Origin of the sequence: Arsukibacterium sp. UBA3155 (genome assembly GCA_002364615.1) — a bacterium.
Lineage (GTDB): Bacteria > Pseudomonadota > Gammaproteobacteria > Enterobacterales > Alteromonadaceae > Alishewanella.
Genome location: DEYP01000026.1, coordinates 54243 through 79870 on the forward strand (window position 1 = coordinate 54243; position 25628 = coordinate 79870).

At 50.2% G+C, this 25628-nt stretch carries 18 protein-coding genes; 13 read left to right on the forward strand and 5 right to left on the reverse strand.

The window, feature by feature from the left end; genetic code table 11:
• Positions 1-19 precede the first annotated feature (19 nt).
• The 5 genes from B2X65_RS14160 (at position 20) to B2X65_RS14180 (ending at position 9162) form a co-directional block, all read left to right on the forward strand.
• A complete protein-coding gene (locus B2X65_RS14160; RefSeq protein ID WP_290613626.1) occupies positions 20-910 on the forward strand; it encodes a ZIP family metal transporter in 891 nt (296 codons plus the stop codon).
• Between the two features lie 159 nt (positions 911-1069).
• Positions 1070-3946, forward strand: a complete 2877-nt coding sequence (locus B2X65_RS14165) for an insulinase family protein (protein WP_290613628.1) — start codon at positions 1070-1072, stop codon at positions 3944-3946.
• A 345-nt stretch (positions 3947-4291) separates the two neighbouring features.
• On the forward strand, positions 4292-5359 hold the full coding sequence (locus B2X65_RS14170) for a hypothetical protein (RefSeq protein WP_290613630.1): 1068 nt from the start codon (positions 4292-4294) through the stop codon (positions 5357-5359).
• 17 nt (positions 5360-5376) lie between these two features.
• Complete coding sequence (locus tag B2X65_RS14175; protein ID WP_290613632.1) at positions 5377-6465, forward strand: hypothetical protein; 1089 nt, start codon at positions 5377-5379, stop codon at positions 6463-6465.
• A gap of 237 nt (positions 6466-6702) precedes the next feature.
• Positions 6703-9162 (forward strand): TonB-dependent receptor, encoded by a 2460-nt coding sequence (locus B2X65_RS14180; RefSeq protein WP_290613634.1) that lies wholly within the window; start codon positions 6703-6705, stop codon positions 9160-9162.
• A 104-nt stretch (positions 9163-9266) separates the two neighbouring features.
• Here B2X65_RS14180 and katG read toward each other — a convergent pair whose 3' ends face one another.
• Together katG and gorA are read right to left on the reverse strand one after the other, a co-directional pair.
• Positions 9267-11492 (reverse strand): catalase/peroxidase HPI, encoded by a 2226-nt coding sequence (gene katG, locus B2X65_RS14185; protein ID WP_290613636.1) that lies wholly within the window; start codon positions 11490-11492, stop codon positions 9267-9269.
• A 196-nt stretch (positions 11493-11688) separates the two neighbouring features.
• Positions 11689-13044 (reverse strand): glutathione-disulfide reductase, encoded by a 1356-nt coding sequence (gene gorA / locus B2X65_RS14190; RefSeq protein ID WP_290613845.1) that lies wholly within the window; start codon positions 13042-13044, stop codon positions 11689-11691.
• Between the two features lie 177 nt (positions 13045-13221).
• On the opposite strand from gorA, the gene prlC reads away from it, so the two are divergent.
• The 5 genes from prlC to B2X65_RS14215 all read left to right on the forward strand — a co-directional run bounded on the left by prlC (position 13222) and on the right by B2X65_RS14215 (position 17864).
• Positions 13222-15312, forward strand: coding sequence for an oligopeptidase A (prlC, locus tag B2X65_RS14195; RefSeq protein WP_290613638.1), 2091 nt, complete (start codon positions 13222-13224; stop codon positions 15310-15312).
• A gap of 69 nt (positions 15313-15381) precedes the next feature.
• Positions 15382-15864 carry a hypothetical protein gene (locus tag B2X65_RS14200; protein ID WP_290613640.1) on the forward strand — a complete coding sequence of 161 codons (483 nt, stop codon included), beginning with the start codon at positions 15382-15384 and terminating at the stop codon, positions 15862-15864.
• A gap of 24 nt (positions 15865-15888) precedes the next feature.
• Entirely contained in the window at positions 15889-16593 is a 705-nt protein-coding gene (locus B2X65_RS14205; RefSeq protein ID WP_290613642.1) for a DNA-3-methyladenine glycosylase I, read from the forward strand.
• Positions 16593-17345: a class I SAM-dependent methyltransferase gene (locus B2X65_RS14210; protein ID WP_290613644.1), complete on the forward strand. Its 753-nt coding sequence runs from the start codon at positions 16593-16595 to the stop codon at positions 17343-17345. The genes B2X65_RS14205 and B2X65_RS14210 overlap by 1 nt, the downstream gene beginning before the upstream one ends.
• Before the next feature lie 45 nt (positions 17346-17390).
• Positions 17391-17864 (forward strand): peroxiredoxin, encoded by a 474-nt coding sequence (locus B2X65_RS14215; protein WP_290613646.1) that lies wholly within the window; start codon positions 17391-17393, stop codon positions 17862-17864.
• Between the two features lie 61 nt (positions 17865-17925).
• On the opposite strand, the gene B2X65_RS14220 is transcribed toward B2X65_RS14215, so the two are convergent.
• Positions 17926-18207, reverse strand: coding sequence for a hypothetical protein (locus B2X65_RS14220; protein ID WP_290613648.1), 282 nt, complete (start codon positions 18205-18207; stop codon positions 17926-17928).
• A gap of 528 nt (positions 18208-18735) precedes the next feature.
• Here B2X65_RS14220 and B2X65_RS17865 point away from each other — a divergent pair.
• Complete coding sequence (locus B2X65_RS17865) at positions 18736-18876, forward strand: hypothetical protein (protein ID WP_290613650.1); 141 nt, start codon at positions 18736-18738, stop codon at positions 18874-18876.
• A 67-nt stretch (positions 18877-18943) separates the two neighbouring features.
• On the opposite strand, the gene B2X65_RS14230 is transcribed toward B2X65_RS17865, so the two are convergent.
• On the reverse strand, positions 18944-20074 hold the full coding sequence (locus tag B2X65_RS14230; protein ID WP_290613651.1) for a glycosyltransferase: 1131 nt from the start codon (positions 20072-20074) through the stop codon (positions 18944-18946).
• 9 nt (positions 20075-20083) lie between these two features.
• Positions 20084-21010 (reverse strand): glycosyltransferase family 2 protein, encoded by a 927-nt coding sequence (locus B2X65_RS14235; protein ID WP_290613653.1) that lies wholly within the window; start codon positions 21008-21010, stop codon positions 20084-20086.
• A 167-nt stretch (positions 21011-21177) separates the two neighbouring features.
• On the opposite strand from B2X65_RS14235, the gene waaA reads away from it, so the two are divergent.
• The gene (gene waaA, locus B2X65_RS14240; RefSeq protein WP_290613655.1) at positions 21178-23205 is read left to right on the forward strand and encodes a lipid IV(A) 3-deoxy-D-manno-octulosonic acid transferase; all 2028 of its coding nucleotides are present in this window, start codon (positions 21178-21180) and stop codon (positions 23203-23205) included.
• Positions 23206-23320: 115 nt separating this feature from the next.
• Positions 23321-25558, forward strand: a complete 2238-nt coding sequence (locus B2X65_RS14245) for an SEL1-like repeat protein (RefSeq protein WP_290613657.1) — start codon at positions 23321-23323, stop codon at positions 25556-25558.
• The last annotated feature ends 70 nt before the right edge of the window (positions 25559-25628 follow it).

Below are 25628 nucleotides of genomic sequence, written 5' to 3' on the forward strand. Positions count from 1 at the left end.
TAATGACATGGGAGCAGGTATGAAGCAATCGTTAGTGCAGCCACCCTGGTTAAGTGGCCGTAAGATATTAGGGACCTTAATTATTTTAGTGGGTACCAGCTATGCAGTGCAGCAGTTGGTACTGTTGATGCAGCAGCAACAAAATGTCCGGTTTGCATTTTACGCCGGGATGGCTGCCGCCGGGGCGACTGCCGCTGGTGCGCTGCCGGCATTGTTTTTAAAGCGTTTATCCCAAAAGTTGCATGATGTGATGCTGGGCTTTGGTGCCGGCGTTATGCTGGCCGCCTGCATGTTCTCTTTAATTGTACCCGCGTTGTCGTTACTGGAGCTTAGTGGGGCCTCTGTCTGGCGCAGTTCGGGCAGTGTGGCGCTGGCAATTTTGCTGGGCGCCGCCGTTATGCTGCTGGTGGAGCGGTTGGTGCCGCACCAGCATTTTATAAAGGACGAAGACCGGGCGCGTGGCTTAAAATTACGCCGCAGCTGGTTATTTGTATTCGCTATTATTTTGCATAATCTGCCAGAAGGTCTGGCAATCGGCGCTTCTTATGCCAGCGGGGATATCGCTGCAGCAACTGCTTTAGCGACCGGAATCTCTGTCCAGGACATACCGGAAGGACTGGTGGTTGCCATGGCGTTGCTAGCAGCCGGTTATAGCCGCACCCTGGCGGTGGGTATGGCTGTGTTATCGGGGTTAACCGAACCGGTTATGGCGGTGATTGGCGCTGCGGTATTGGGTGATTCCAGTGTATTACTGCCCTGGGGGTTGGCTTTAGCAGCGGGGGCCATGTTATTTGTTATCAGCCATGAAATGATTCCGGAATCACATCGGCAGGGACATGAACTACCGGCTACCACTGGCCTGATGCTGGGCTTTGTGCTGATGATGTTGCTGGATACCGCGTTGGGCTAACCAGTACTTTCTGCCTGCAAACCACAACCGACACATTTTATTACAATCGACCGGCCTGCTATGCAGGCCGTTTGCTTGCCTATTGATAATGTTTTTTATTACATTGGATATTATAAAATTTCACATTTATCCGAATAAAACAAAAATACAGGTACCCTAATGAAAAAGTTATTTGTTATCAGTGCTGTAGCATTGGCCGTGCTGACAGGTTGTGCCGCAGAGCGCAATGCAGTAACCACAGAGCAACGCGTTCAGCAACAAGTACCCGGTAAGGTACTGGTGAGCCCTAATGACGAGCGGCAATACAAAACCCTGGTGTTGCCAAATAAACTGGAAGTGATTCTGGTGTCTGATCCCACTACTGAGAAATCAGCGGCGTCACTCAGTGTTGGGGTTGGTTTGTTGCAAGACCCGATGACCCAGCAGGGTATGGCGCATTACTTAGAACACTTATTGTTTATGGGAACAGAGCGCTACCCCGATCCTGCCTCTTATAATGGCTTTATGTCGCAAAATGGTGGTGCTGCCAATGCATACACCTGGTTGGATATTACTAACTACATGTTTCAGATAAATAATCCGTCATACGATGAAGCATTGGATCGTTTCTCTGATTTCTTTAAAGCTCCGCTATTGTTACCGGAGTACACCGAGAAAGAACGTAATGCCGTTAATGCTGAGTGGTCGATGCGCCGGGAAATGGACTTTTTTGGCCAGTTTAAACTTGCCCGCAGTATGTTTGGCGCTCACCCGGCCAACCGGTTTTTAATCGGTAACCTGGAAACGCTAAGCGATAAGGAAAACAGTAATCTGCATGCAGAAACCGTTAAGTTTTATCAGCAATATTATTCTGCCAATACCATGAAACTGTCTTTGCTAAGCAATTTACCCTTGGCTGAAATGGAGCTGTTAGCCCGCAAACACTTTGCTGCCATTGAAAACAAAGAAATTGCCAAACCGGCGGTAAAAGATGAGCTGAATTATCACAACTTTGGCGCCAAACGCATTCACTATGTACCAAATGAAGATGTAAAGCAGCTGAAACTGGACTTTACCATCACCAATAACAGCGACGAGTTTGCGGTGAAACCCAACGAGTTTATTACTTACCTGCTGGGTTCTGAAATGCCAGGCTCGCCTGCTCAGCAGCTGAAAGCACTTGGCTTAATTTCATCGTTGTCAGCCAGTGCTGATCCGGGTGCCTATGGCAACTACGGTAACCTGACCGTTGACATTAGCTTAACCGATGCGGGTATGGCGCAGCGTGAAGCCATTATTGCTACCGTGATGCAGTATCTGGAGTTGATTAAAAGAGAAGGGGTGGACAGTAAATATTTCAGCGAGATCCAAACCAGTTTGGCGAACCGTTTTCGTTTTCTGGAAAAAACCGATGGTTTTGGTTATGTCTCTAACCTGGCCCACGCCATGCAGTTTGTGCCAGCTAAACATGCAGTAAATGCCGCGTACCATTACGAGAAGTTTGACGCAGCTGCGATTAACCGGGTGCTGCAGCAGCTGCAACCTGAGAATCTGCGGGTATGGTATATCAGTCAGCAGGAACCGGCAGACAGCGAGTTGTACTTCTATGATGGACGTTACAAAATTACCGACATTAGTGCAGCGGAAATGGCCAGCTGGCAGCAAAGCCCGGTAGCGACCAACTTACCGGCGGTAAACCGCCTGTTGCCTGAAAACTTTGACTTACGCAAGCCGGTGCAGGCTGATAAACCAGAACTGGTGGTGGAAGATAAAGGGATTAAGGCCTGGTTATATCCCAGTCAGGAGTTTGCCAGTCAGCCCCGTGGCCGGGTAAGTATCTTTTTAAACAGCCCGGCTGCGCAGCAGGATATTAAGGCCAAAGTGATGTTTGCGCTGTGGCAGGATCTCTATAATTTAGAGCAAAGTGTGCTGGCTACTGAAGCATCAGTGGCAGGTATGGATTTAAACCTGACTGATACTAATGGTTTGCTACTGAATCTTGGTGGCTTTACCGACAAGCAACCACAATTGCTGCAGCAGGCGCTGGCAGGATTAACGCCAGATGTCACAGCCGAGCGCTTTAGCCAGGCGGTTGACCGTTATGTGCGCGGTATTCGCAATTTAGAACGGCGTTTCCCATTTCAACAGGCGTTTATGGCGTTTAACAGTCTGTATCGCGGCGGCAACTACAACAACGAGAAGTTAGTTGCCAGTGCAGAGCAATTAACGGCAGCAGACTTACAGCAGTTTATGCAGCAAACACTGGCGAAGCATCAGGTGCGGATTTTTGCCTTTGGCAATTATAATCAGGACGATGTCAAAACGTTGGTCAACACCGTTGCTGCCGCGCTGCCGGCAGAGCGGACTACAGTGCCTTACACCCGCAGCCCGGTATGGCAGCCAGCACCAGGCCAGGTTATCAGCCTGCAGCAGGATTTAGTGGTGGCCGATGTCGCTATTGTTGATATGCATATCCATCCTGATCCGTCAGTTAAACAACTGGCGCGTGGCCGGCTGCTGCAAAGCCATTTTTCTAATAAAGCGTTTGACACCCTGCGTACCGAAGAGCAGTTAGCCTATGCGGTAGGCGGCGCCGCAGTCAGCATTGAAGACTACACCGGCTTTGGCTTATATATCCAAACCCCGGTTAAGTCGGTGGTGGATATGCAGCAGCGGTTTGACGAGTTTAAACAACAATATTGGCAGAGCCTGCAACAACTGGATAACGAGGGTTTCGAGCAGTTAAAGCAAAGCCTGCTGGTCAGTTTAAAAGAGCCGCCAAAAAATCTGCAGGAAGAAATGGCACCGCTGATCAGCGATTGGTATCAGGAGAAGTTTGCCTTCGACAGTAAGCAAAAGTTAATTGCTGAAGTAGAAAAGCTAAGCCTGCAAGACATAAAGGCCTTCTATCAGCAGACGTTGCTAAGTAACGATGCTGCCCGTATTTCAGTGCAAATGCGTGGTACCGGTTTTAGTCAGCAACCTTTTGCAACACTCGAGGGCCAGCAGGTGATTACTGATCTGGCTGAGTTTCATCGGCAGATGAAAACCCAGTAAGTAAAGATTTATCAGCAAAACGCAGCTTCGGCTGCGTTTTTTATTGGTTTTGCAAAAATAGTTTGAGTAATCACTTTAAACGCCTGTTAGCACTCACTAGCCATATCCTGTTAGTTCAGTGCCTGTTAATGCTGCGCCACTGAGCTGCCAAGTTTTCGGGCAACAGTTTATTAAAACAGCCAGCCAGTTAAAGCGCCCGGCCTGCTCCCGATGTTCCTAAAACCAGCTCTTGCGCTCAGCGACAGCTGTTCTATTTTTGTTCACTGAGTCTGGACAGCATTACCAGTCTGACGGGGGCAATTAACGCCTTCGTTAATAAAAATAAGATAAAGACGAGGATCTGTGATGAAAAAATTAAGCGGGCTGCTCAGTGCAGCTTTACTGGGCGGCTTAGCTGTCAGTTTTAATCTTGCTGCCGCTGTAGGTGGCTATCCGGTAGTACTGGTGCATGGTTTACAACCTGACCAGCTGGCCAGCCGGCCCAATGCCACTGAAGTGAGCAGCGACGGTGCGGCGTATTGGCAGGCCTACTGGCGCGATCGCGCCGATGTGCGGATTGACTGGCCGGCCCATGAGCGGGTTGCCGGTAAAATAGCCAGTGATTATGTCTGGCCGAAACTGCAGCAAATGTCACGTAACGGTACCTGCGCTAATGGTTGTATTTTTGTTTCTCATTCCACCGGTGACTTAGTAACCCGTTACCTGATTGATAACCAGGCACTGTGGCTGCAAAATGCCGGCCTGCAACCGCTGAATATTGTCGCTACCTTTGACTTTGCCGGTGCCGGCGGTGGCTCCGAGCTTGCTGATTTAGCGGTTAATGTCGCCAGCGGTTCAGGTTTAATCGACTTTACCTTACGCCTGGCGTTGGCTGCCTGGCTGGGCGAAATACCCAATGCCAGTACAGTAGGTGTGCTGAACGACTTACGGGTGAACAGTGCCCGCCAGTTGGCCGCCTTTCCTGACAGCCGGGTACCCCGTTTACGCTTTGTTGGTGCCGGCTCAGATTTCCTGGGGGCTACCGGCGTATTTTTACCGGGTGAGGATGACGGTGTCGTTGCCAGCCACTCTGCTTGTGGTGCCTCAACCGCCGGTAGCTTTAACAGTTGCTCGCGCAGTGTCGCCTTTGACGGCAAGCTGGCAAGTCAGAGCAGCGGCGTGCGTAACTTTATGCCATACCATTATCCATTGCTAATGAGCGAAGGCTATAGTCATGGTGGCTTAATTGAAAACCGGGTACAGGATGAAGTCACTGCGGCGGGCAGCAGCGCCACTTATACCAATAACGACCGCTTGCAGTTTAATACCTACGATGAAACGCGGGGCTGGTGGATTTTCAGTTCACGTTACCGGGTAGTACGTAACTCGAACAATACCAGCATGTCAGCGCTGGTATATCAGGCGGCAAACTAACAGGTATGGTTTAAGCAGTGAAAAAAATCATCGTTTTAGTACTGGGCCTGACAGCATTGCTGTCAGGCCTGTGGTTTTTCTGGCCAGCGCCGGTGGCAACAATAGCGCCGGCTGTTGCTCCGGCAGAAGAGGCTAAGCCAATGCAGCCTGCTGCAGCGCGCGACATAGCGCCAGACAATGCCCCCACCATTACGGTTACCGAGCGGGTACCGGAACCTATAGCAGAAAGCTTTAAGCTGATGGCCAGCGCTTATGCCAGTGAGCTTGAGTACCCTGGTTATTCAAGGCCATTAAGTCCGGATGACAGTCATTTATTAAATCCTAATAACTATGTGCCTCAACAGGTACCACTTGAGGGTGGCGCTAGTGCAGCCATCGTCTTGCCAAAGTATCGCTTCAGCTATCCTGAGCCGATACCGGTAGCTCTGCAGGTAAGTGGCTTAACCATCCATAGCGTTAGCGTGCAGCTGCATAGTGAGCAAACTGATAAATTGCTGGCCACTGAGGCGATGCAGAACACCGCTAGTGCTGGACAAGGGGGCGCTGAACTAGGGAGTGCTGAACAAAACTGGCAGGTCGAGCTGGAGCCGGAAGATAACTGGGATGGACCGCTGGAAGTCAGCATTACCTTTAGTGCTAATGGCCGTGAGCAAACCCTGAAAACCGGTTTTGTCTACAGTCATCCTGTCGCTACCATTACCGGCGTCGGTTCCAGTCGTGGCGTGGGCAGCGATATGCTTATTCCGGTAAAGCTTGATGTGGAGCAGGCAGGCTATTACCGATTGCGCGCCAATTTATTTACTGAAAAACGTCAACCGCTGGCGCTACTGACGACAACTGCAAAACTAAGTGAAGGTGAAACTGAGTTGATACTGCGAGCTTACAAACCGGTGCTGCGTCAGCAAGAAGGCCCTTATATCCTCAGCAGTTTTGTACTGGAGCGCCGGCCCGCCGTGCCCGGTGAGCTAACCCGCTATGGCGACAGTGAACAAAGCGAATATCCGCTGGAGTTTTTTTCACTCAGCCAGCTCAGCGATGAGCCTTTTCAGGCCAGCGCTGAAGATCGGCAGCGCCTGCAGTTTTTACAGCAGATGGCTGAACAATAAATAACGTCATTTCTGCAACGCCCAGCCGGGCGTTGCCAATTTAATCTTGATACCGTCCCTGCCTGAATTTTCTACCGGTTTAATGCCACGACAGATTGCTGTCAAAAAAACTATGTTATAGTATAACAAAACAAGCAAAAATGTTATAACATAGCAATTGCTCGCTGAGAATAATTCAGACAACCGCAAGTGTTGCCAGCGACTGGAATAAAAACCGGTATTTTTTTGGGGATCAACATGTTTAGAAAAACCAATGTAGCCATTGTTGTTGCGGCCAGCTTACTGGCCAGCCAGGCCATGGCGGATTCTGTCTCTGGCGTGGTCACAGATGAAAACGGCAAACCGGTGGCCCGTGCCGAAGTGACTGTGGTAGGCGAAAACCAACAGGTAGTCACCGATGCAGAGGGGCGTTTTACCGTCTCCAACTTACGTCCCGGCGAAGCCGAATTGCATATTGAAGCACGCCGTTTCGGTCACCGGAATTTCCACTTTACGGTGCCAGCAGAGGGCTTAACTGACGTTAGTCTGACTTTGCTTAGTAGCACCATAGAAGTCATTGATGTTACTGCCAGCCCGTTTCATGCCTCGGCTACTGAGTCTTCGTTGCCGGTGAGCGTGCTGGCCGGTGATGCTTTGAAAATGAACCAGGCGTCAACCCTGGGCGATACCTTGAAAAATGAAGTAGGGGTGCATTCTAACTTTTATGGCAACGTTGCCAGCAGCCCGATTATTCGTGGCCTGGACGGCCCAAGGGTATTAATTACCCAGAATGGCCTGGACGCCGGCGATGCGTCCCGAATTGGTCCCGATCACAGCGTAGCGAGCGAGACCAGCACCGCTACCCAGATAGAAGTATTGCGCGGCCCGGCAACCTTGTTTTATGGCAGTGGCGCTATTGGTGGCGTGGTAAATGTGGTGGATGAGCGTATTCCTACCAATAACACCACCCGCGCCGAGTGGATGCTACAGGGAAATTCTGTCAACGACGAGAAACTGGCATCAGGTTCTCTGGTAACCGGGGTTGATAATGTTGCGGTCTATGTTGATGGTTTCTGGCGCGATAACGACAGCTACAACATTCCGGGTTTTGCTGAAGCACAGCCGGATGAAGACGCGGTAAAAGGCCGGGTCGATAATACCGCCGCAACGGCGAAAGGTTTTACCCTTGGCGGCAGCTTGCTGCTGGACGATGGTTTTATTGGTGTCTCTTATGGCCGGTTAGACCGTGAGTACGGTATTCCTGGGCATTCGCACGGTGGTCATGAAGAAGCAGGCCATGATGAACATGAAGACCTCGATCATGAGGAACATGGCGCAGAGGAAGAGGTATACGCCGATTTAACTCAAAACCGGTTGCAGCTGCTAAGCGAGCTTAATTCTGCAACAGGTTTTATCCGCTCGGTTAACACCAAACTGGCTTTCACTGATTATCAGCACGCTGAAATTGAAGCTGGCGAGATTGGTACCACTTTTAAAAACCGTAGCCATGAAGCGCGGCTTGAAATTTTACACCGAACGTTTCTGGAATGGCGCGGTGGTTTAAGCCTGCATTATAAATTCAGTGACTTTGAGGCACAGGGTGAAGAAGCCTTTACCCCGCCATCAGAAACTGAAATGCTGGCAGTGGGTTGGGTGGAAGAACGGCATATTGGCAACTGGTTGCTGCAACTGGGCGCCCGCATTGAGCGGGTAACCCTGGACGCACCAAATGTGTTGTTAGCTGAGCTGGAAGCACACGGCCATGATGATCACAGTGACGAACATGAACATGAGCTTGAACATGACGAGGGCATAGAACACGCCCGGGTTTTCGAAGTAAAACAACGTTTTACACCTTATAGCTTATCAGCCGGTACCGTATGGGATTTTACTGACGGTTATAACCTTGGCCTGTCAGTCTCGCACTCGCAACGGGCACCGTCAGCGGCAGAATTGCTGTCATTCGGGCCGCATATCAGTACATCTTCTTATGAAATTGGTGCGCTGTTTGTGCAGGACGATGAAGGTTTTGCCCTCAATACTCAACCGCTTGAACTGGAACAGTCAAATAATCTGGATATTACCCTGCGCAAGTTCAGCGGCAATACTGGCTTCGTGTTAAATGCGTTTTATAACCGGATTAATAACTACTATTACCAGCAAAATACTGGTCTGTTCGCCGAAGAACATCATGAAGAAGAGCATGCAGAGCAACCCGGTATGCCGGCAGAACCCGTTGATGAGCATGGTGAGCAACATACCGACGAAATGCCGGTTTATCTGTTCACCGCTGCTGACGTCATCCTGCATGGCTTGGAAGCACAGTATATCTGGCAGGTTAATGATCCATTTAAACTGACTCTGCAGGGTGACTATGTGCGCGCCCGCCTGCAGAACGGCGGTGACTTACCCCGCACACCGCCGCTGCGTCTGGCCGCTGAAATCGCCTATGAGCAGGATGCAATCAGTGCTGATATCCGGGCCACCCGCTACTTTAAACAGGACAGGGTAGCTGAGCTGGAACAGCCAACCGATGGCCATACCCTGCTGGATGCCAGTGTCAGTTATCGCGTCGATGTCGGTATGCAGGAGCTGACCCTTTATCTGAAAGGGCAGAACCTGACCGATGAGCAAGCACGGGTTCATAGCTCATTTTTAAAAGACAAAGCACCCTTACCCGGCCGATCTCTGGCGCTGGGTGTAAGGGGCCGCTTCTGATCCTGGCGATATAAATAAGGTATCTTAACCAATAAAAAAACCGCTGCGGGTTAAGCCCGCAGCGGTTTTTACTTACAGCTTTAAAGTTACTTTTTCAGATGCAGTTAGCGTAAATCAAACCTATCGGCGTTCATCACTTTTACCCAGGCATTAACAAAATCTGTTAAAAACTTCGGTGTCGCATCTGCCTGCGCATACACTTCTGATAACGCGCGCAACTGTGAGTTAGAGCCAAATACCAGATCAACCCGGCTGGCGGTCCATTTCTGCTTACCGGTTTTGCGGTCAATGCCATTGAAGCTGTCTGAATTACTGTTAGCCGGCTCCCAGCGGGTCTGCATATCCAGCAGGTTAACAAAGAAATCGTTAGTCAGCTGGCCCGGTCTGTCGGTTAGAATACCCAGTTTGCTGTTATCGTAGTTAGCATTTAAGGCCCGCATGCCACCGATCAGTGCGGTCATCTCCGGTGCACTCAGGTTCAGTAACTGGGCTTTATCCAGCAACAACTCTTCGGCAGTAACCTTAAACTCCTGCGATAGATAGTTCCTGAAGCCATCGGCTACCGGCTCCAGCACATCAAAAGAGTCGGCATCGGTTTGCTCGCTGCTGGTGTCAGTGCGGCCTGCACTAAACGGTACAGTAATGTTATTGCCAGCCGCCTCTGCTGCCTGTTCAATGGCTGCCGCACCACCGAGTACTATTAAGTCCGCCAGTGATACTTTTTTATTACCACTTTGGCCATCGTTAAACGCTTGCTGAACTTGCTGCAGAGCTGTCAGCACCTTTTTCAGCTGCTCGGGCTGATTTGCCTGCCAGTTATTCTGCGGTGCCAGACGAATGCGAGCACCGTTGGCGCCACCACGACAGTCAGAATTCCGATAGGTCGAGGCTGATGACCAGGCCGTATACACCAGTTCCTCAGTCGACAAACCGGATGCCAGTATTTTGGTTTTTAGCTGCTGAATATCGGCATCGTTTATCAAATCATGGTCGACTGCCGGTACCGGATCTTGCCAGATTAAATCGTCAGCCGGCACTTCCGGGCCCAGATAGCGTGATTTTGGTCCCATGTCGCGGTGGGTTAATTTAAACCAGGCGCGGGCAAAGGCATCGGCAAACTCATCAGGGTTTTTATGAAAGTGCTCGGATATTTTGCGATAAGCCGGGTCTTCTTTCATCGCAATATCAGCTGTGGTCATCATTAGTTTTGCTTTATCACTGGCATCTTCCGCATCTGGCGCATGGTCTTTGTCCGCCAGATTTACCGCTTGCCACTGATGGGCACCGGCCGGGCTCTTGGTTAGTTCCCAGTCATAGCCAAACAGCACGTCAAAGTAGCTGTTATCCCACTGGGTCGGAGTGGGTGTCCAGGCACCTTCAATGCCGCTGGTAATGGTGTAGCGGCCCATGCCACTTTTAAAGGTGCTCTTCCAGCCAAAGCCCATATCTTCCAGCGCGCCACCCTCGGGTTCTACACCCACCAGCGCGGCATCACCGGCACCATGGGCTTTACCAAAGGTGTGGCCTCCGGCCGTCAGCGCCACCGTTTCATAGTCGTTCATTGCCATCCGCTCAAAGGTGTCGCGAATGTCGCGGCCTGACGCTAACGGGTCAGGTTTACCGTCCGGGCCTTCCGGGTTAACGTAAATCAGGCCCATTTGCACGGCGGCCAACGGGTTGGCTAATTCACGATCGCCTGAATAGCGGCTGTCGGGTTTATCACTGGTTGCCAGCCATTCTTTTTCTGCACCCCAATAAATATCTTCTTCCGGTTCCCAGATATCAACGCGGCCACCACCAAAACCAAAGGTTTTAAAGCCCATTGATTCCAGCGCCACATTACCGGCCAGAATAAATAAATCAGCCCATGAAAGTTTGTTGCCGTATTTCTGTTTTACCGGCCACAGCAGACGGCGGGCTTTATCCAGGTTGCCATTATCGGGCCAGCTGTTTAGTGGCGCAAAACGCTGGTTACCGGTGCTGGCACCGCCACGGCCATCGGCGGTGCGATAGGTGCCTGCGGCATGCCAGGCCATGCGGATCATAAAGGGGCCATAGTGGCCATAATCTGCCGGCCACCAATCCTGTGAGTCGGTCATTAGAGCGGTTAAATCTTGTTTTACCGCCGCTAAGTCGAGTTTTTTAAATTCAGTCGCGTAGTCAAAGTCTGCGCCTAACGGGTTCGACTTTTTATCGTTTTGATGCAGAATTTTGATATTAAGCTGATTTGGCCACCAGTCTTTATTCTGGGTGCCGCCCCCGCCAGAGCGGGTATTGCCGCCGTGCATTACCGGGCATTTACCGCCGCCGCTTGCTTTATCACTGCTCATGTCTTGCTCCTTGTCCTGGGTTTATAGATGGGCTTACTGTGAGCCCTAAAACGTTACCAATGACTATAGACCTGATTTTTAAACAGTTAAAGCTAGTTTTTACGGCCAGCTCAATCGGTTTTATTGATTAAATTGGCCTGGACCGCATTCAAGGCTGGAGAACAACAGCATAAAGCATGATAAGCGTCACAGCTGACTATCTAAGCGTCACAAACTCTTCGGCGCTGGTCGGGTGCAGCGCCACTGTTGCATCAAAGTCTGCTTTGGTGGCACCCATTTTCATGGCTACCGCAAAGCCCTGCAGTATTTCATCCATGCCTTCACCAATGCCATGTAAGCCGACTACTTTTTCATTTTCGCCTGCGCAAATCAGCTTAAAGCGGCTAAGCGCCCGGTGGCTGGTAATGGCGTTGTACATAGCGGCAAAGCCGGAGCGATAGACTGTGATATTGGCATCGCCATATTGTTCGCGAGCCTGGGCTTCGGTTAGCCCTATGGTACCGATGGGCGGGTGACTGAACACAATGGTTGGAATAAGTGAGTAATCCATATGGGCATCGGGCAGTGCCGGGTTAAATAAACGTTCTGCCAGTTGCCGGCCGGCTTTAATGGCCACCGGGGTAAGCTGGGCTTCACCGGTAATATCACCAACCGCATAAATGCCTTTAATATTGGTATTCTGGTACTTATCTGTGCGGATAAAGCCCTGCTTGTCGGTGGTTACGCCTGCTGCCTGCAGATTCAAATTCGCGGTGGCTGGGGCGCGGCCAATGGCCCAGATCAGGCAGTCGACCTTGGTAAACTTAATATCATTATCGCAGTAAACCGTTAACGTGCCATCGCTGTCTTTTTCGACATTCAGCACATTGGTGTGTTTGTGCAGTTGCAGTTTGTCTTGCGACATCCGTTCCAGCAGCATATCGGTAATATCAGGGTCAAAATCGCGCAGTGGCCGGTCATGGCGGATCAGCAAATGGCTGTCGCTGCCAAGAGCGTGCAATACCCCGGCAATTTCTACTGCGATATAACCGGCACCCACCACTAACGCTTTTTTCGGCTGGGTGGTTAAGGCAAAAAAGCCGTCCGAGTCGATACCATGTTCCGCGCCCGGCACATTGGGGAATAACGGCTGGCCGCCGGTAGCAATGGTAATATGATCGGCAGTTATCTGCTCACCGTTGACTTCCACCGTGTTGGCATTAACAAAGCGGGCGAAACCCTCAATATACTCGACGCCATTACTAGCAAAGCCACGCTGGTAACCGGCATGAATGCGCTCAATATAGGCTTCACGATTTTTCACTAAGGTAGCCCAGTCAAAACCGTTTTCAGTCAGGTTAAAGCCGTAGTCGGCGCTATATTTAATCGCTTCAGCAATATGGGCACCGTACCACATCACTTTTTTAGGTACGCAGCCAACGTTGACACAGGTACCACCTACCGCTTTAGCTTCAATAACTGCAGCACTGGCGCCCCGCATGGCGGCCCGGTTTGCTGAGGCAATACCACCACTGCCGGCACCAATTGCCAGATAATTAAAATGCCGTGCCATAACCTTGCCCTTATTCATTGTCATATTTAATCACTATGCCAGATATAAGACTGCCGGGGGTTAAAAACAAGCTTGGTTATGCGGTAAAGCACGATAAGCCTTTGCAGGCTACCTTGACAAATGGCCGTTACAGCCCAACATAAACAACATTAACCAAAGCCATCCGCAGGACTTTTTATGTCAGAATCTATGTCGCAGCAGCAAACCGCAGCAGCAAGCAACAACCCGTTACTTACCTTCACGGATTTACCGCCATTTTCACAGATTAAACCTGAGCAGGTAAAACCGGCAGTAGAAGCCGCCATTGGTCAGGCGCGTCAGGCGGTGGAGCAGCTACTTGCTGCGGGTGACATCAGCTGGCAAACCCTGATTACCCAACTCGAGCATGACAGCGAACGGCTGGGTAAATTGTGGTCACCGGTATCGCATTTAAACTCAGTACTTAACAGCCCCGAGTTACGTGAGGCCTATGAAAGCTGCCTGCCGCTGTTATCGGAGTACAGCACCTGGCTGGGCCAGCACGAGGGTTTGTATCAGGCGTATCAGACCTTAAGTTTAAGTGACGAGTTTGCCGAGTTAACTCAGGCGCAGCAGAAAGTTATTACCAATGCATTGCGCGATTTTAAGCTGTCAGGCATTGGCCTGTCTGATGACAAGAAACAACGGTATGGCGACATTCAGAGTCGCTTGTCTGATTTAAGCTCGCAATTTTCCAATAACACCCTGGATGCTACCCAGGCCTGGTTTAAACATATTACCGACGAGGGCCTGCTCAGCGGCCTGCCAGAAGACGCCCGGCTTGCTGCGGCAGAAGAAGCGCAAAGCCGCGAGTTAAGCGGTTGGGTGTTTACGCTGGAGTTTCCCAGCTACATTGCAGTAATGACCTATTCCGATAATCGTGACCTGCGACAAGAGCTTTACAGCGCCTATTGCACCCGGGCATCTGATCAGGGACCGCATGCTGGCCAGTTTGATAACAGTGAGGTCATTGAAGAAATTCTGGCCTTAAAACACGAATTGGCGCAGTTACTTGATTTTAGCAATGCGGCGCAGGAGTCGCTGGTGACTAAAATGGCAGACAGTCCGGCTCAGGTACTGGATTTTCTGACCGATTTAGCCCACCGTGCCAAACCACAGGCAGAGCAGGATCTGGCTGAACTCAGTAAGTTTGCCCAGCAGCAATTTAACGCACCTGCGCTTGAAGCCTGGGATGTTACCTATTACAGCGAAAAGCTGAAACAAGCAAAATATGCGGTTTCGGATGAGCAATTGCGGCCCTATTTCCCGGAAACCAAAGTGGTGCCAGGGCTATTTAAGGTACTTAACCGACTGTTTGGTTTAACCGTGACCCAGCGCACTGACGTTGATGTCTGGCACCCTGATGTCCGGTTTTATGATATTACCGATAGTCAGGGCGAGCTGCGCGGCAGTTTTTACCTGGATTTATATGCCCGCAGCCAAAAGCGTGGTGGTGCCTGGATGGACGATTGTCAGGGCCGGCGTATTTTGCCAGATGGCAGCATCCAACGCCCGGTAGCCTATTTAACCTGTAATTTTAATAAGCCGGTCGGTGGCAAGCCGGCGTTGTTTACCCACGATGAAGTGGTGACCTTGTTCCATGAGTTCGGCCATGGTTTACACCATATGCTGACCAAAGTTGATGCGGCCGCTGTTGCTGGCATTAATGGCGTTGCCTGGGATGCGGTAGAATTACCCAGTCAATTTCTGGAGAACTGGTGCTGGGCACCAGAGGCCCTGGCAATTATCGCCGGCCATTATCAAACCGGCGAAGCATTACCTGATGAAATGTTAAGGAAAATGCTGGCGGCGAAGAACTTTCAATCGGCCCTGTTTATAGTGCGGCAACTGGAGTTCGCGTTATTTGACATGCGCTTACACAGTGAATACAGCGGCACGGCCAATAGTAAAGACGGCAACGGTGTGCAGCAATTACTGGATGAGGTACGCAGCCAGGTGTCGGTAATTGTACCCCCCCGTTTTAACCGTTTTCAGCATGGTTTTGGCCATATTTTCGCTGGCGGTTATGGCGCTGGATATTACAGCTATTTATGGGCTGAAGTACTGTCATCAGATGCGTTCAGCCGGTTTGAAGCAGAAGGCGTATTTAATCCCCAAACCGGTCAGGATTTTTTAAAATGGGTGTTAGAGCGCGGCGGCAGTGCCGAACCGATGGAGCTATTTAAAGGTTTCCGTGGCCGTGAACCTTCTAACGAAGCTTTCCTGCGACATATGGGTATAGCAGGCTAAGTTGTTAACAGGTAATTAATTGCTTATTCAGTTTTGCTCTGTCAGGATGAATCGAAAAGGGAGGTAATTATGAAATATCAACTAGCGCTAATGGTGTTACTGCTGGGTGTCAGCGGCTGTCAGCAAGGTCAGGCGGCAAATACCGAACAACTGGCACCTGAGCCATTAGTGGAAGCCATCGATCCGCAGCAAGATCCGATTGCTGCGGTAAAAGCGAAGGAAAAACAAATGACATTAACAGCAGATCAGGACGTCGATGTCCTGCGGCGCCAGGCCTTAAGTGCTATTGGCGATGCCAGTGCCGATGATAACAACCAGTGCCGGATTGCCGGCTTTGGCCATAAACCTTGCGGTGGACCAGCCCAATATGTTGCGTACTCAACCAAAGGCGGCAATGAAGCCGAAATACTGAAAAAAATTGCCGCCTATAACGCGGCAGCTCAAGCTGAAAATATGCGACTGGGCCGGATGTCTGACTGCGCCGTAGTACCGAAGCCGGCAGTAGAGTTATCTGACGGCCAGTGCAAACTGGTAAAAAACAACAGTTATTAAGCAGTAGCAATCAACAAGGGCAGTATGGCAGGCACAGTAGAAGATTTTGCAGCAATTTATCGCCGTGCTTGTGAGCGCAAAGGCGGTAAAGCGGCACTACAGGCATTAGTTAGTAAGCCGCTGGCACCGGCTAAACTGGCGACGGTAACCGATGACCTGTGGCTGGCTGAGCTGTCTAAAAAAGTATTTCAATCCGGTTTTGTCTGGCGGGTAGTCCGGCAGAAATGGCCGGGTTTTTGTGACATATTTTTCGATTTTAATGTTGAAAAGATCCTGCTACTCAGTGATGAAATGTTGGAACTAAAAGCGGCTGATCCGCGCATTATCCGTAATTTAAATAAGGTTTTCACCATTCGTGATAATGCACTGATGATCTACGATGTTCAGCAGCACCACCCCAGCTTTGCCAGTTTTATCGCCGACTGGCCCAGCGACAACATTGTTGGGCTTTGGGCCTATTTAAAAAAACACGGAGCCCGGCTTGGCGGTAATACCGGGCCTTACGCGTTGCGTGCCATGGGCAAAGATACCTTTTTACTGACTCAGGATATTGAAGGCTACCTGCGCGCTTATGGCGTATTTGACGGTGGAATAAACAGTCAGCGCAGCTTAAAACAAATTCAGCAGCAATTTAACCTGTGGCAGCAACAATCAGGATTAAGTTTGCAGGAAATCAGCCAGATAGTGGCATTTAGCTGTGGTGAGAACCATGCCGGGATGCAGCGCTGATGTCCGCCATTTCGCTATTGCAAAGTGCTGAGTTAAGCACCGATTACCGCCAGCAACTTCAACAGCAATTCGGCTTGTGTATAACGACAGAGCCAGATGGCTGGTACCTGAGTATGCAACAAGGTGCTCTGGTGTTGCAAAACAGCCACTTACCAAAGCAAGGCGCGATCCTGGTCGATTTTGCCAGTGGCGCCAGCAGTTACCGGCGCCAGCACGGTGGCGGTAAAAGCGAAGCCATTGCCAAAGCGGTGGGGCTGAATAAAAAAACGCAGTTAAGCGTGCTGGATGCAACCGCGGGCCTGGGCCGGGATGCCTTTGTGCTGGCCAGTCTTGGCGCATCAGTTACCCTGGTGGAGCGTAATCCTGCTGTTGCCGCGCTGTTGGCAGATGGCTTGCGCCGCGCAGTGGCTGATCCCATGTTAAGCAGCGTAGCCGGCCGCATGCAGCTGTGTCATTGTCCGGCAATGCAGGCGCTTAAAAATAGCGCTGCGGTAGATGTCGTGTTTCTGGACCCGATGTTTCCGGCAAGAGAGAAATCGGCTCAGGTTAAAAAAGAAATGCGCGCCTTTCACGATGTGGTTGGTAGTGATGACGATGCCGATAATTTACTGGCGCCGGCCTTGCAGCTGGCACAAAAACGGGTGGTGGTAAAGCGGCCGGGGTACGCAGGCTGGCTGGCAGATAAAGCGCCCACTATGGCCGTTACCGGCAAAAACAACCGTTTCGATGTGTATGTAAATGCTGCCATATAGCAGCGTAAAAGAATCAATAACTGCAAAAACACAGGGGAAATACCAATGATTAAAACCGGCGACAAATTACCAGAAGTCAGTTTTTCACAACTGACCAAAGAAGGCGTAATGAACCCGACCACCAGCCAGATATTCGCGAATAAAAAGGTACTGATGTTTGCCGTACCAGGAGCGTTTACGCCTACCTGCTCTGCTGCCCATTTGCCTGGTTATATTGCCCTGGCCGATCAAATTAAAGCCAAAGGCGTGGATACCATTATTTGTACCGCGGTAAACGATGCCTTTGTGATGAGTGCCTGGGGTAAAAGCCAGAATGCTGAGGAAATTGTGTTTTTAGCCGATGGCGGCGCGGCGTTTCATACTGCTGTTGGCCTGACCATGGAAACCGGCGATTTCGGTGGTGTGCGCTCGCAGCGCTACGCCATGCTGGTGGAAAATGGTGTGGTAACCCAACTGAACGTAGAAGCGCCGAAAACCTTTGAAGTCAGCAAAGCTGAAGTGATGTTAGCGGGGCTTTGAACGTAGCTAATCATAGTTGAACTTTAATTTATAAGGCTGAGAATGTTTGTATCTGTCAGCCTTATAAATTAGTCTGCAAAACTAAACCAGTAGTTTTGCTAATTATAAACACTGTAGCAATATCCTCCATGTTCATGAGCTTTTTTAGGGCCAACATAAACAAATTCACCACTTTGAGTTTCAGAGTCAAATTGAGGATAATAATTTTGTTTTCTACTGTAAGAATAATGTCCTGTGCCATATTGTAAATTTGCCCACGAGCAATCACGCGACATGGTGGGGTACGCTCGACCTCTGGAGACACAAAACCCGCCATGTCGGCGTGCATCCCAAGGACCAACATAGATCATATCCATCGCGGCACAAGATTGCTTATCCAACGTATAAATAGCATCTAAGATAGGCATTAAAAACTGCGTGGGATTAATACATGATCCGCCATGCTCATGCGCTTTGTTCGGCCCCAGGTATAAACTTTCGGGTGGGCAGTTCCTTGATAAGGTATCCATTGAACTGGTTATACCCTGTGCATCTATATTAATGGAAGCAAAAAATACACATGTTAGGATTATCCTGTAAATATATTTCACCTAAATTCGCCTTATTTAAATTTTGATCTGGTTTTGTATATTACATGTAAATTCTGTGATTGGAAATTGATTTTATTGGTTTATTTAAAAGTTTTTTCTTAGAATTTTTAGATGCTTAACAGTATCACATAGTGACTGTCTTATTAAATATTGAGACTCGCTTAGGGTTTCTGCCCCAAGTACGAAATGAGTTCGGTGATCTAACGCGGACGTCGATACGCATCTTATTGCATGCTTACTCAGATAAAAGCGACATCTTACTTACAGCTGTTGGCCTGAGCATGGAAACCGGCGATTTTGGCGGTGTGCGCTCGCAGCGGTACGCCATGCTGGTTGAAAATGGTGTGGTAACCCAACTGAACGTAGAAGCGCCGAAAACCTTTGAAGTCAGTAAAGCCGAAGTGATGCTGGAAGGATTGTAACAACCCGGCTAGTTGACCTCCGTATCGAGGTCATCTGGCCAGTTAAGGTGTCGGTCACCCGATTGGCTTAACAATGTTTACCATGGTGACCGGAGATAACGTTTTGGTATATATCTTCCAGTTTTTGACATTGCCGCCGGATATTAAAGTTTTGATTTACGTGGGTAATACCTGCTTGCGACAGCTGGGTGCGCAGCGCTGTTGATTGCAATACTGTCAATAAATTCTCTGCCAGTTGCGCGACATTTTTTTGCTCAGACAGTAATCCGGTTTTTTCCTGAACTACCCCTTCACCAACGCCGCCGGTATCGAATGCGACCACCGGTGTGCCAACAGCCTGAGATTCTACACATACCGTGGGCATGCCTTCTTCGTTTCCTCTGTCCATCACAATACTGGGCAGACAGGTTACCCATGCTTTTGACATCAGCTCTTTTACCTGCACTCTGTTTTGCGCGCCAGCAAAAGTAACATTGGTGACTTCATTCGCGAGTAGTTGCAGCTTGTCCTGATAGGAGCCATATCCTGCGATAATCAATTGGGCGTCGGGTAGCCGCTGATTAATAGTTTTCATCGCTTGTAACAAATACTGACAACCTTTTTGCTCTATTAGTCTGCCAACAAATAATATTGTTGGTTGTTCAAATCTCTGTGCTGCCGGAGCAAAAAACTGGTTATCAATGCCAATATAATGCTGAATAATTTTATCTTCCGGACAGCCTCGGCTAAGTAATTTTCTTTTTATAAATTGTGATACTGCTATTATTTTTGCGGATTGTGCGAAGGTAATATGACGATGTTTACTGTTGAACGAAAATTTGTCTTTTTGAGTAACATCTGAGCCATGAAAAGTGGTAACCAGAGGCAGCTCGAGCTTTTTTGCAATGGGCGCGCAATAATAGCCGCCTTTACCAAAATGCGCGTGAATCACATCGGCGTGATTGGCAGCCAATGCCTTTTGCCATCTGGGTGTCAGTATCTGACAACTATCAAGTAACAGTCTGGATAGCACGGCCATGGGTTCTACATCCGCTTGCACGCAAGTCGCTTTACCCTCAATTAAATTAATCCCCCCGCTATCGTTTCGAAGACCAATGTAAGTTGGTGAGAAACTGGGCAGGTTGTTGCCCTGTGCTGCAACAAAGGTGTTTGACCTTGGCAGCACGCGTTTGGTAAAAATAAGTACTTTTGATGGCATATTACGTAATTACTTATTAATAAGTGCCGATTTAATCCGGCGAATGGTTTTACGAATAACGGACACCTTACTATCTTCCTTGTAACGGCCTTTTTCAGCATGGCGGATAAGCAGTAAGTTTGGCAGCGCTATCGGCACACCCTGGGTACCCAATAACCAGCGTACTGCCCGATCTTCATAGGTTTTGGTCCAGTGGTACTTTGGTTTCTGGTATACCGCTAAATCGTCACAATAACCGCAGTTGCGCGCCACTTCGCCGTGAATAATCTGAATAGCGCCGGTGGCCCGGTCAAATTTACGCGGTTTGAACTTGGTTTTATCCACTTCCAGCAATTCGGTTTTGTCTTTGCCGGCAGAGATCATCGGGTCGGCTTCCGTCAGCAGTGGGGTGACCAGCAGGGTATCGGGAAATAACAGAATTTCCTGCCGACCTTTAAGTAGCTGCTCCAGGGTGTCCAGACAGTTTTCATGAAATACCATATCGCAATCGGCAAACCACACCCAGTCAGCTTTAGTCTCTTTTGCCGCGCGGTTGCGGCCAATGGCCCGTCGCAGCAACAAGGGTGTTGCTAAAGGCTGAAAATTCCACTCGATATTAGGTACTGACAGCGTTTGAAAATGCTCCAGTAGTTTTGCAGTTGCCTGGTCTTCTTCAGAATAGAACACGGTAAAGCGCACCTGCATTGTCGTTGGTGGATACTTCACCAAGGAGCTTAACTGATAGACAAAAAAGCGGGCGTAGTTCCAGCAATGGGTAACAATTTCCAGCTTTATATTGTCGTGCACAACTGGCAAATCGGTTTTAACGGGTTGGTTTTTAATAAAGGCTGTGGCCGGAAAGTAGCCAGAGGCGGCGAAGCGCAATAACAGTTCTTTGACGTTATCCAGTGCGCTGGCTTTTGCTGGCAGGTTATTTTCTGGTTTGGCTGCGGTCATGCATAACTCCGGCGTTACGGTTAGCGGGTTAAACCGGCTATAAAGGCAAAAAGTTTAGCATTAAAGGTTGGGTCAAAACAGATTCTTTTGGTGTAGCAGGCTTATATTTGGCATCATAGCGGCTTTAGCCTGTAGGGGCGACATTTGCGTTTACACAGGAAGTTATTATGGCCAAGGCGTTAAGCCGCTGTGCTTACCAGCTGTTATTGTATCTGGGTTTGCTGCCATTGCTGGGCTATCTGCTCTGGCGTTCAGTGCGCGATGTGCGCTATCGCCAGCGACTGGCCGAGCGCTTTGGCTGGCTTTCTGCCCAAATTCAGGCCGGCGGTATTGTGGTGCATGCGGTATCGGTTGGCGAGGTTATCGCTGCGCTACCGTTAATTAAGCAGTTGCAACAGCAATATCCGAACCAGCAGCTTACGGTTACTTGCACCACCCCTACCGCTAGCGCAATTATCAAAAGCCGGCTGGGTGATTCTGTTCAACACTGTTATTTACCCTTCGATTACCCCGGCGCCATAGCCCGGTTTATTAAACACTTGCAGCCGCAGCTTGTTGTTATTCTGGAAACGGAGCTTTGGCCCAATTTACTTAGGCAATGCTACAAAGCGCTGATCCCTACCGTACTGGTTAATGCCCGTTTATCAGCGCGTTCCGCCAGGGGCTATCGGCGCTTTGCCTGGCTTACCCTCCCTGCATTGCAGCAGATAAGCTTATTACTGGCACAGGATAGCGCCAGTGCCGGTCGGTTCCGGGCATTAGGCCATAGTAACGTACAGGTAACGGGCAATTTAAAATTTGAGATGCGCTTGCCGGATAACCTGGCAGCCACCAGTAGCCAGCTATCACCCGCATTAACCGACCGGCTGGTTTGGGTAGCGGGCAGCACCCACGAAGGCGAAGATGAGCAGCTAATAGCCTTATACCCTCAGCTTAAAAAACAATTTAGTAATTTATTGCTGGTACTGGTACCGCGCCACCCGGAGCGTTTTAATAAGGTGGCCACTCTGGCTACTCAGGCCGGGCTGCAGTTATGGCGGCGAAGCGCCGGCGGTGCGCCAACGGCTTACACTGATGTGGCACTGATTGACAGCATGGGTGAGTTACTAGCCTGGTACCAGCAAGCCAGCCTGGTATTTATTGGCGGCAGTTTAATTAAACGGGGCGGCCACAACCCGTTAGAGGCAATATGTTTTGCTAAAGCGGTACAAACCGGGCCGCATTATTTTAATTTTGCCGATGCTTATAACCAGCTGGCTCAACGACACGCCGTTAGCATCATCCAAAATGCTGAACAGTTAGCTGCCAATGCCGCTGCGCTGCTGGCTGATACCGTTATGCGCCAGCAGCAAGGCGAGCGGGCTTACCAGTTTTTCCAGTCACAGCAAGGCGCAGTAAAGCGCAGCAGTATGGCCATCGCCGACCTGTGTGGGGATAGCCTTAGCAACGTGCAGCGCCAGACTGCCGGCAACGAATTATATTGGTTTCGCACCGATCTGTTCGACAACATAAGCGCTGCGCAGTTTGACCCTACCTGGTGGCAGCAACAGCAGGCGGTAACCGGCAGCTCGACCGGCCGCAACACGGCGTGGTTTATCAGACATACTCACCAGGAGCGCCAGCATCAGCTGGTATTGCGCCATTATTATCGCGGTGGCCTGGCAGGCAAAATTAACAAAGACCGGTTCTTCTACCAAAGTGCCTTGTATAGTCGTGCTATGCAGGAATTCAGCTTGCTGCAATGGATGCGTCAGCAAGGGTTAGCCGTACCAAAACCGGTTGCGGCCCGCTATCTGCGTACCGGCGTAAGCTACCAGGCAGACTTACTGATAGAGCGGATAAGTGACGCCCGCGATCTGGCGACTATATTACATCGTGACCGTGCCCTTACTGATAGTGAATGGCAGGCGGTTGGCACCACCATCGCCCGTCTGCATCAAGCGGGGGTAGACCATACCGATCTCAACTGCCGTAATATTTTGCTTGATAACGACGGTAAGGTATGGCTAATTGATTTTGATAAATGCCGGCGTCGGCAGCCGGGCAATTGGCAGCAACAAAATCTGCAACGGTTATTGCGATCCTTGCATAAAGAGCGCGCAAACCTGACGCCTTTTCACTGGCAGGAGCTTGCCTGGAAAAATGTTATTAATGCTTACCAGCAACAGAAAAAGCCGTTAAACCCGCATAAATAGCGCTTTGTCGCAGTTTTTGCCTGTGGTTTTACCATTATTTAACGCTTATATAATGGATTAAGCTGTTGGTGTCTTAGTTGAACTTTGGTATAACTATGGCAGCGGAGGGGCATCTATGCGGCTAAATATAATAACAACAGCATTGCTCGCAGTCAGTTTGGTGGCAGCAGCAGATAATTCCGAAATAATGACGGAAGCGAAAACAGCGTTTGATGATGGTAGGTATGCCAGAGCAGTCGAGCTTTGGCAAAATCTGGCTATGGAAGGGGTAACGGCAGCGCAATTTGAGTTAGCCAAAGCCTACTCATTGGGGCAGGGTGTACAGCAAGACCCGCTGCAGGCCTCGTACTGGCTGGAACAGGCTGCGTCTAACAGCACTGACTTTGCTGAAATAACTGCTGCAAAGCGTGATATTGAGCGCGGTGCTCAGCGGTTGAGGGCTGAGCAATCAGCGGCAGAAACACAAACGGCTGTTATATCTGAGCAGACGCAATCAGCAGTATCTTCCCCTGCACCCCAGCGGGTAGTCGTCAGCAATGCCGCTGAACTCCCGCTTGGTACCAGTAATCCGGCCGCAGCGCTGGCAGGCGCTCAAGTGAATACTCAGCAACAAAGCAACGACAATGTTGTGGCTGAGCGCAGCGCGGATAAAACCACTACTAATACGCCGGTGGCCACCACCAATGTCAGCTCGGTCGATGTTGGTTCAGCCAATTTTGACACCGGCATGCGCGCCTTTAATCGCGAAAATTACAGTGAAGCCCTGGCGCAGTGGTTGCCACTGGCGCAGGCTGGCAACCTTGATGCTCAATTTAACCTCGCCGCACTCTATGCCAACGGCCTGGGTGTTGCGGTAGATTATACCGAAGCGGCTAACTGGTTTGTTGCTGCCGCCGAGCAAGGCATGGCTGTCGCGCAATATCACCTGGCGACCTTGTTTGCCAATGGTCGCGGTGTGGGTAAAGACGATGTGCAGGCAGTGTACTGGTATCGCCAGGCTGCGCAGCAGGACTATTTGCTGGCCCAGTATAATCTGGGGTACATGTATGCCAATGGCCGTGGTGTTAAGCAGGACGAAAGTGCTGCGCTAAACTGGTTTGAAAAGGCAGCGGCTCAGGGCGATGTTGATGCCCAGTTTATTGTGGCTAACCGCTACAGTGATGGTCGTGGAACCACGGTTGATATGAGTCAGGCGGCGCGGTGGCTGCAGCTGGCGTCGGCGCAAAATCATACCCGCGCTGCTTATCAGCTTGGGTTATTGTATCGCGATGGCAATGGCGTCAGTAAGAACGATGATACGGCCTTCAAATTATTTTCAAAAGCGGCGGAACAAGGTTTAGCGGCAGCCCAGCGCGAAGTAGGTGCCAGTTACCTGCAGGGGCGTGGGGTGCGTGCTAACACCGGTCGTGCCAAAGAATGGCTGGAGCTGGCAGCAGCCCAGCAAGACGGTGATGCCAGTTATTACCTTGGCTTGTTGCTGCAACAAAGCGGTGGCCGCCAGGATGATTTACGCCGGGCAGTTGAATTATTTGAACTGGCAGCAAGCCAGGGCTCCGCCAATGCGCAGTACCAGTTAGGCTTAAGCTACGCCAACGGAACCGGGGTAGCGGTAGATGAACAGCAAGCCTTTAAATGGTTTGAGGCGGCTGCGCAGCAAGGGTTAGCCGTAGCCCAATATACTGCAGCGCTGCGCCTTGCCAATGGTACCGGCACAGCGCAGGATGATGCTGCAGCGGTGAGTTGGTATGAGCAGGCGGCTGCACAGGGCGAAGTGTTCGCTATGTATAATCTGGGTTTTATGTACGCGAGTGGCCGCGGTGTGGCTCAAAATGAGCAGCAGGCAGTATACTGGTATCAGAAAGTTGCAGAAAGTGGCGATGCCGATGCGCAGTTTAATATGGGGCTAAGGTTTGAAACCGGCCGGGGTGTTAAACAAAATGATCAGCAAGCTGTTTACTGGTATCAGCAGGCCGCTGACAAGCAGCATGGCCGGGCGTTAGCCCATTTGGGCTGGCTGTATGAAAAAGGCTACGGTGTGCCGCAAGATGAGGCACGGGCGCTGGCGCTGTATCAAAGCTCGCTGGATGCTAAAGTACCTCGGGCGCTAACGGCACTTGGTATGTTTTATAAAAATGGCCGGCTGGTAAAAGCAGACGATAAAAAAGCAGTAGAGTTGTTCAGCCAGGCTGCGGAACAAGGTTATGCTACGGCCCAATATAATCTGGGCTGGATGTATGAAAATGGCCGTGGTGTTGGCCGGGATTTAATTAAAGCCCGCGATTTTTACCAGTTGGCAGCCGCACAGAATGAACCTTTGGCAAAAGCACAACTGCATCGCTTGTTAAACCCCTAAATAATCGCCGCCCACAACGGGCTTATTACGACACCAGCAACAATAAAAACAGGGCGCCGATCGGCGCCCT

Excerpts from the sequence above, each read along its gene's own strand:
- waaA (WP_290613655.1), top strand. The coding sequence starts at position 21,178 with ATGGCCAAGGCGTTAAGCCGCTGTGCTTACCAGCTGTTATTGTATCTG.
- B2X65_RS14230 (WP_290613651.1), bottom strand. The coding sequence starts at position 20,074 with ATGCCATCAAAAGTACTTATTTTTACCAAACGCGTGCTGCCAAGGTCA.
- B2X65_RS14215 (WP_290613646.1), top strand. The coding sequence starts at position 17,391 with ATGATTAAAACCGGCGACAAATTACCAGAAGTCAGTTTTTCACAACTG.
- prlC (WP_290613638.1), top strand. The coding sequence starts at position 13,222 with ATGTCAGAATCTATGTCGCAGCAGCAAACCGCAGCAGCAAGCAACAAC.
- B2X65_RS14180 (WP_290613634.1), top strand. The coding sequence starts at position 6,703 with ATGTTTAGAAAAACCAATGTAGCCATTGTTGTTGCGGCCAGCTTACTG.
- B2X65_RS14220 (WP_290613648.1), bottom strand. The coding sequence starts at position 18,207 with ATGTTGGTCCTTGGGATGCACGCCGACATGGCGGGTTTTGTGTCTCCA.
- B2X65_RS14245 (WP_290613657.1), top strand. The coding sequence starts at position 23,321 with ATGCGGCTAAATATAATAACAACAGCATTGCTCGCAGTCAGTTTGGTG.
- B2X65_RS14165 (WP_290613628.1), top strand. The coding sequence starts at position 1,070 with ATGAAAAAGTTATTTGTTATCAGTGCTGTAGCATTGGCCGTGCTGACA.
- B2X65_RS14170 (WP_290613630.1), top strand. The coding sequence starts at position 4,292 with ATGAAAAAATTAAGCGGGCTGCTCAGTGCAGCTTTACTGGGCGGCTTA.
- B2X65_RS14235 (WP_290613653.1), bottom strand. The coding sequence starts at position 21,010 with ATGACCGCAGCCAAACCAGAAAATAACCTGCCAGCAAAAGCCAGCGCA.
- B2X65_RS14200 (WP_290613640.1), top strand. The coding sequence starts at position 15,382 with ATGAAATATCAACTAGCGCTAATGGTGTTACTGCTGGGTGTCAGCGGC.
- katG (WP_290613636.1), bottom strand. The coding sequence starts at position 11,492 with ATGAGCAGTGATAAAGCAAGCGGCGGCGGTAAATGCCCGGTAATGCAC.
- gorA (WP_290613845.1), bottom strand. The coding sequence starts at position 13,044 with ATGGCACGGCATTTTAATTATCTGGCAATTGGTGCCGGCAGTGGTGGT.
- B2X65_RS14205 (WP_290613642.1), top strand. The coding sequence starts at position 15,889 with ATGGCAGGCACAGTAGAAGATTTTGCAGCAATTTATCGCCGTGCTTGT.
- B2X65_RS14210 (WP_290613644.1), top strand. The coding sequence starts at position 16,593 with ATGTCCGCCATTTCGCTATTGCAAAGTGCTGAGTTAAGCACCGATTAC.
- B2X65_RS14160 (WP_290613626.1), top strand. The coding sequence starts at position 20 with ATGAAGCAATCGTTAGTGCAGCCACCCTGGTTAAGTGGCCGTAAGATA.
- B2X65_RS17865 (WP_290613650.1), top strand. The coding sequence starts at position 18,736 with ATGGAAACCGGCGATTTTGGCGGTGTGCGCTCGCAGCGGTACGCCATG.